Annotated in this window: 4 protein-coding genes and 1 pseudogene; 2 read left to right on the top strand and 3 right to left on the bottom strand. The window is 68.4% G+C overall.

What is annotated here, in order from left to right:
* Positions 1 to 128: 128 nt before the first annotated feature.
* Together AB0E14_RS38990 and AB0E14_RS38985 are read right to left on the bottom strand one after the other, a co-directional pair.
* Positions 129 to 470 (bottom strand): annotated as a pseudogene (locus AB0E14_RS38990) (hypothetical protein); the annotation flags it as partial.
* A 62-nt stretch (positions 471 to 532) separates the two neighbouring features.
* Positions 533 to 1,858: a DUF2252 domain-containing protein gene (locus AB0E14_RS38985; RefSeq protein WP_362430086.1), complete on the bottom strand. Its 1,326-nt coding sequence runs from the start codon at positions 1,856 to 1,858 to the stop codon at positions 533 to 535.
* A 178-nt stretch (positions 1,859 to 2,036) separates the two neighbouring features.
* Here AB0E14_RS38985 and dnaE point away from each other — a divergent pair, with 178 nt between their 5' ends.
* Complete coding sequence (gene dnaE / locus AB0E14_RS38980) at positions 2,037 to 5,576, top strand: DNA polymerase III subunit alpha (RefSeq protein ID WP_362430083.1); 3,540 nt, start codon at positions 2,037 to 2,039, stop codon at positions 5,574 to 5,576.
* A gap of 84 nt (positions 5,577 to 5,660) precedes the next feature.
* Here dnaE and AB0E14_RS38975 read toward each other — a convergent pair whose 3' ends face one another.
* Entirely contained in the window at positions 5,661 to 5,834 is a 174-nt protein-coding gene (locus tag AB0E14_RS38975; RefSeq protein WP_362430080.1) for a hypothetical protein, read from the bottom strand.
* 226 nt (positions 5,835 to 6,060) lie between these two features.
* Here AB0E14_RS38975 and AB0E14_RS38970 point away from each other — a divergent pair.
* Positions 6,061 to 6,758 (top strand): NYN domain-containing protein (locus AB0E14_RS38970; RefSeq protein WP_362430077.1); only part of this gene is annotated, 698 nt, incomplete at its 3' end.

The following is a 6,758-nucleotide window of genomic DNA, read 5'->3' as shown; positions in this document are numbered from 1 at the left end:
CGGTACGGCGATGATGGCCGCCCAGGACGTGATCTTGCGCATGTCCTCGTTCTGCGTGACTGTCGCCTGCGCCAGGTTGGCCTGGAGGATGGAGTCCCGCTCTCCGGCGCGGCGACACCCGGCAGCGGAGTGCCGACGGCGCCGCCGCACAGCACGTCCACGCCCACCGCGCGCAGCGAGCCGGCGACCGGGCCGCCGGCGGGCCCGTAACAGACCGCCTGGCCGGTGGTGAAGATCGTGTCGGCGGCCAGCTCCAGCGGGACGAGCAGCCCGGCGATCGGGCCGAAGCCCCGTTCCCGGCCGGCCAGCGCGTACGCGACGGCGAAGACACCGGCCGAGAGCAGCCCCACGGTCAGCAGCGGCAGCGGAACCTGGGACAGCAGGACGTGGGAACCGGCGGACAGCGTCACGACCAGTGCCGTGAAGAGCGCCGCCCGCAGCCCCCTGAGCCGCTTCCCTGATATGTCCATAGTCGCTGGAGAGTGTGCCATGTCTTCCTGTAGGGGCCCCTTAAGGGCTTCCTGTGAACCGCCTACAGGCCCGGGATCCGGCCGTTGCGGAACAGGTCCACGAAGATCTGGTGGTCCGCACGCGCGCGTGCCCCGTAGCTGTGGGCGAAGTCGACCAGGAGCTCGGCGAAGCCCTCCTCGTCGGCCGCGATGGCCGCGTCGATGGCCCGCTCCGTGGAGAACGGCACCAGGGAGTGGCCGCTGGAGTCGTCGGCCGCCGCGTGCATCGTCGCCGTCGCCCGCCCGAGGTCGGCCACGGTCGCCGCGATCTCCTCCGGGTCGTCGATGTCCGACCAGTCCAGGTCCACCGCGTACGGCGAGACCTCCGCGACCAGCTGCCCGGAGCCGTCCAGCTCGGTCCAGCCCAGCCACGGGTCCGCGTGCGCCTGCAGGGCCCGCTGCGAGATGACCGTGCGGTGCCCCTCGTGCCGGAAGTAGTCCCGCACGGCGGCGTCCGTGACGTGGCGCGAGACGGCCGGGGTCTGGGCCTGCTTCATGTAGATGACGACATCGTTCTCCAGGGCGTCGCTGTTGCCCTCCAGGAGGATGTTGTACGACGGGAGACCGGCCGAGCCGATGCCGATCCCGCGCCGCCCGACGACGTCCTTGACGCGGTACGAGTCCGGGCGCGCGAGCGAGGACTCCGGCAGGGTCTCCAGATAGCCGTCGAAAGCCGCGAGCACCTTGTAGCGCGTCGCCGCGTCCAGCTCGATGGAGCCGCCGCCGGAGGAGAAGCGGCGCTCGTACTCGCGGATCTCGGTCATCGAGTCGAGCAGCCCGAACCGGGTCAGCGAGCGGGCCACGCGCAGAGCGTCCAGGAGCGGGCCCTCGGCCGTGTCCAGGGTGAAGGGCGGCAGCTCGTCGTCCTTGGCGCCGGTCGCCAGGGCGTGGATGCGCTCCCGGTAGGCGGCGGCGCAGACCCGCACCAGCTCCGTGATCTGCTCGTCACTGAGCGCCTTCGCGTAGCCGATCAGCGCGAGCGAGGCGGCGAGCCGCTTCAGGTCCCAGGTGAAGGGGCCGACGTACGCCTCGTCGAAGTCGTTGACGTTGAAGACCAGGCGGCCGTTGGCGTCCATGTACGTGCCGAAGTTCTCCGCGTGCAGATCGCCGTGGATCCACACCCGGCCGGTCCGCTCGTCCAGATACGGACCGTCGCGCCGCTCGCTCTCCAGGTCGGCGTAGAAGAGGCAGGCCGTGCCCCGGTAGAAGGCGAAGGCGGAGCCGGCCATCTTCCGGAACTTGACGCGGAAAGCGGCGGGGTCGGCCGCGAGCAGCTCTCCGAAGGCGGTGTCGAAGACGGTGAGGATCTGCTCACCGCGCTCCGTGGCGGTGGGCTGGGGGACCGACATCGAGATGCCTCCTGGCTGCAAGACTGTTCATGACAATTGGGACAGGTGTTCTGAGTCTCTCAACGCGCGACCGTACTCCCGAGTGCCCGCCGACTGTCAGTCCGCCGACGTAGACTTCCACGCTGTCCCCCCAGACTGTCCGCAGCCTGTAAGCCAGCGTTTCCGGAGGCCTCCCGCCGTGACCAAGCCGCCCTTCACGCACCTTCACGTCCACACCCAGTACTCGCTGCTGGACGGTGCCGCGCGGCTCAAGGACATGTTCAACGCGTGCAACGAGATGGGCATGACCCATATCGCCATGTCCGACCACGGCAACCTGCACGGCGCGTACGACTTCTTCCACTCGGCCAAGAAGGCCGGGGTCACGCCGATCATCGGCATCGAGGCGTACGTCGCCCCCGAGTCCCGGCGGAACAAGCGGAAGATCCAGTGGGGTCAGCCGCACCAGAAGCGGGACGACGTATCCGGCTCCGGTGGTTACACCCACAAGACGATCTGGGCCGCGAACAGCACCGGACTGCACAACCTCTTCAAGCTCTCCTCCGACGCCTACGCCGAGGGCTGGCTCCAGAAGTGGCCCCGGATGGACAAGGAGACCATCTCCCAGTGGTCCGAGGGCCTGATCGCCTCCACCGGCTGCCCCTCCGGAGAGCTGCAGACCCGGCTGCGCCTCGGCCAGTTCGACGAGGCCCTGAAGGCCGCCTCCGAGTACCAGGACATCTTCGGCAAGGACCGGTACTTCCTGGAGCTGATGGACCACGGCATCGAGATCGAGCGCCGGGTCCGTGACGGGCTCCTGGAGATCGGCAAGAAGCTCGGCATCCCGCCGCTGGTCACCAACGACTCGCACTACACCTACGCGCACGAGGCGACCGCCCACGACGCCCTGCTCTGCATCCAGACCGGCAAGAACCTCTCCGACCCGGACCGCTTCCGCTTCGACGGCACCGGCTACTACCTCAAGACCACGGACGAGATGTACGCCATCGACTCCTCGGACGCCTGGCAGGAGGGCTGCCGCAACACCCTCCTGGTCGCGGAGCAGATCAACACCGACGGCATGTTCGTCGAGAAGAACCTCATGCCGAAGTTCGAGATCCCGGAGGGGTTCACCGAGGTCACCTGGTTCCGCGAGGAGACCATGCGGGGCATGCACCGCCGGTTCCCCGGCGGCATCCCCGAGGACCGCCTGAAGCAGGTCGAGTACGAGATGGACACGATCATCTCGATGGGTTTCCCCGGCTACTTCCTCGTGGTCGCCGACTTCATCATGTGGGCGAAGGCGCAGGGCATCGCGGTGGGCCCCGGCCGAGGCTCCGCCGCCGGTTCGATCGTCGCGTACGCCATGGGCATCACCGACCTCGACCCGATCCCGCACGGACTGATCTTCGAGCGGTTCCTCAACCCCGAGCGCATCTCGATGCCCGACGTCGACATCGACTTCGACGAGCGTCGGCGCGTCGAGGTGATCCGGTACGTGACCGAGAAGTACGGCTCCGACAAGGTCGCCATGATCGGCACCTACGGCAAGATCAAGGCGAAGAACGCCATCAAGGACTCCGCGCGCGTCCTCGGCTACCCCTACGCCATGGGCGACCGGCTCACCAAGGCCATGCCCGCCGACGTCCTCGGCAAGGGCATCGACCTCAACGGCATCACCGACCCCTCGCACCCGCGCTACAGCGAGGCCGGCGAGATCCGCGCGATGTACGAGAACGAGCCCGACGTCAAGAAGGTCATCGACACGGCCCGGGGCGTCGAGGGCCTGGTCCGGCAGATGGGTGTGCACGCCGCCGGCGTGATCATGTCCAGCGAGCCGATCGTGGAGCACGCCCCGATCTGGGTGCGCCACACCGACGGCGTGACGATCACGCAGTGGGACTACCCGCAGTGCGAGTCGCTCGGCCTGATCAAGATGGACTTCCTGGGCCTCAGGAACCTCACGATCATGGACGACGCCGTCAAGATGGTGAAGAGCAACAAGGGGATCGACCTCGACCTGCTGGCCCTGCCGCTGGACGACCCCAAGACGTACGAACTGCTCTGCCGGGGTGACACGCTCGGCGTCTTCCAGTTCGACGGCGGCCCCATGCGCTCCCTGCTGCGCCTGATGAAGCCCGACAACTTCGAGGACATCTCCGCCGTCTCGGCCCTGTACCGGCCGGGCCCGATGGGCATGAACTCGCACACGAACTACGCCCTGCGCAAGAACAAGCAGCAGGAGATCACCCCGATCCACCCCGAGCTGGAGAAGCCGCTCGAAGAGGTGCTCGCGGTCACCTACGGCTTGATCGTCTACCAGGAGCAGGTGCAGAAGGCCGCCCAGATCATCGCCGGGTACTCCCTCGGCGAGGCCGACATCCTCCGCCGCGTCATGGGCAAGAAGAAGCCCGAGGAGCTGGCGAAGAACTTCACGATCTTCCAGGAGGGCGCCCGGAAGAACGACTTCAGCGACGAGGCGATCCAGGCCCTCTGGGACGTCCTGGTGCCGTTCGCCGGCTACGCCTTCAACAAGGCGCACTCCGCCGCGTACGGCCTGGTCTCCTACTGGACCGCGTACCTCAAGGCGAATTACCCGGCCGAGTACATGGCCGGGCTGCTGACCTCGGTCAAGGACGACAAGGACAAGTCCGCGGTCTATCTGAACGAGTGCCGCCGCATGGGCATCAAGGTCCTGCCGCCGAACGTGAACGAGTCGGAGGCGAACTTCGCCGCCCAGGGCGACGACGTCATCCTCTTCGGCCTCTCCGCCGTCCGTAACGTCGGCACCAACGTCGTCGAGTCGATCATCAAATCGCGCAAGGCGAAGGGCAAGTACTCCACCTTCCCCGACTTCCTCGACAAGGTCGAGGCCGTCGTCTGCAACAAGCGGACCATCGAGTCGCTGATCAAGGCCGGCGCCTTCGACGAGATGGGCCACACCCGCAAGAGCCTGGTCGCGCACCACGAGCCGATGATCGACAACGTGGTGGCGGTCAAGCGCAAGGAGGCCGAGGGACAGTTCGACCTGTTCGGCGGCATGGGCGACGAGACCAGCGACGAGCCCGGCTTCGGCCTGGACGTCGAGTTCTCCGACGTCGAGTGGGAGAAGTCCTACCTGCTCGCCCAGGAGCGCGAGATGCTCGGCCTCTACGTCTCCGACCACCCGCTCTTCGGTATCGAGCACGTCCTCTCCGACAAGACGGACGCGGCGATCTCCCAGCTCACCGGCGGCGAGCACGCGGACGGCGCGGTCGTCACCATCGGCGGCATCATCTCCGGGCTCCAGCGGAAGATGACCAAGCAGGGCAACGCCTGGGCCATCGCCACCGTCGAGGACCTGGCCGGCTCCATCGAGTGCATGTTCTTCCCGGCCACGTACCAGCTGGTCTCCACCCAGCTCGTCGAGGACACCGTCGTCTTCGTCAAGGGCCGCCTCGACAAGCGCGAGGACGTGCCCCGGCTCGTCGCCATGGAGCTGATGGTCCCCGACCTGTCGAACGCCGGGACCAACGCGCCCGTCATCCTCACCATCCCGACGGTCAAGGTCACCCCACCCATGGTCAGCCGACTGGGCGAGATCCTCGGGCACCACAAGGGCAACACCGAGGTACGGATCAAGCTCCAGGGCCCCCGCACCACGACCGTCCTGCGGCTCGACCGGCACCGGGTCACCCCCGATCCCGCGCTCTTCGGCGATCTGAAGGTGCTGCTCGGCCCGTCCTGCCTGGCCGGATAGCGGCCGCCGGCGCGGCCTGCGCCCGTACGCGCGGAAGGGGCGCGCCCGTCGTCACGGGTGCGCCCCTTCCGGGGTTGCGCGCGGTCAGTTGTGACCGAAGCGCTTCTGACGGCCCTTGCGTGCCATGTCACCGGGAGTGACCTGCGAGGCGCGCTGCTCGGCCTGCGACTCCATCGCCGACTGCTGCGCCTGCTGGGCGCCGCGCTCGGCCGGCGAGGACTGCTGCTGACTACGGTTCTGCTTGCGATTCTTGGCCATGGTGATGCCTCCTCAAAGGGATCTCGGGGCCAGGGCCGCTGTCAGACTCACACACGGGGTGAACCGCCGCATTTTGGATCATTACCGACAGTGAATGGGCCGGCGGGCCCGGGCGGAGTGACATTCGCCACGCCGATGATCCAGTTCCGACCGTCAACCTCCCGGCATTCGGGCAGACTCGAAGGAAACCCGAAGCAACTTCCGATCCCGAGGTTCCCGAAAGAGGGTGGAACACGTGGACCGCTGCGTCGTTCTGGTGGACGCCGGCTATCTGCTGGGCGCCGCCGCGAGCCTTCTCGCCGGGGAACCGGCCCGTTCCAGGATCACCGTCGACCATGCCGCGCTCATCCAGAACCTGCGCGAACGGGCCGAGGCGGACACCGAGCAGCCCCTGCTGCGCATCTACTGGTTCGACGGGGCACCCGACCGGGTGCCCCAGCCCGAGCACCGCAGGCTCCGCGTGATGCCCCGGGTGACCGTCCGGCTCGGCGCGCTGACCCGCAGCGACGGCCGCTGGGCCCAGAAGGGCGTCGACGCGGCCATGCACGCCGAGCTGACCGAGCTGGCCAGGAACCGGGCCTGCTCCGACGTGGTCCTCGTGACCGGCGACGGCGACCTGCTGCCCGGCCTGATGTCCGCCAAGGAGCACGGCGTCGCCGTCCACCTCTGGGCCGTCCAGGCCGCCGACGGCGACTACAACCAGTCGGAGGACCTCGTCGCCGAGGCCGACGAACGCCGGGTCCTCGACCGGGCCTGGATCACCCGGGCCGTCCGCGCCAAGGACCTCACCGGGATCTGCGCGCCCCCGCCCGCCCCGCGCCCCGAGATCGCCGCGATCCTCTCCGCCCCGCTGCCCGAGTCGGCGCTCGCCGCCTCCGCCGAACGGGCCGCCGAAGCGGCGGCCGCCGCTTCGGCGCACACGGC

It is taken from the genome of Streptomyces sp. NPDC047981, assembly GCF_040653315.1.
Taxonomy (GTDB): Bacteria; Actinomycetota; Actinomycetes; order Streptomycetales; family Streptomycetaceae; genus Streptomyces.
This window is presented reverse-complemented; position numbering and strand designations above follow the sequence as displayed.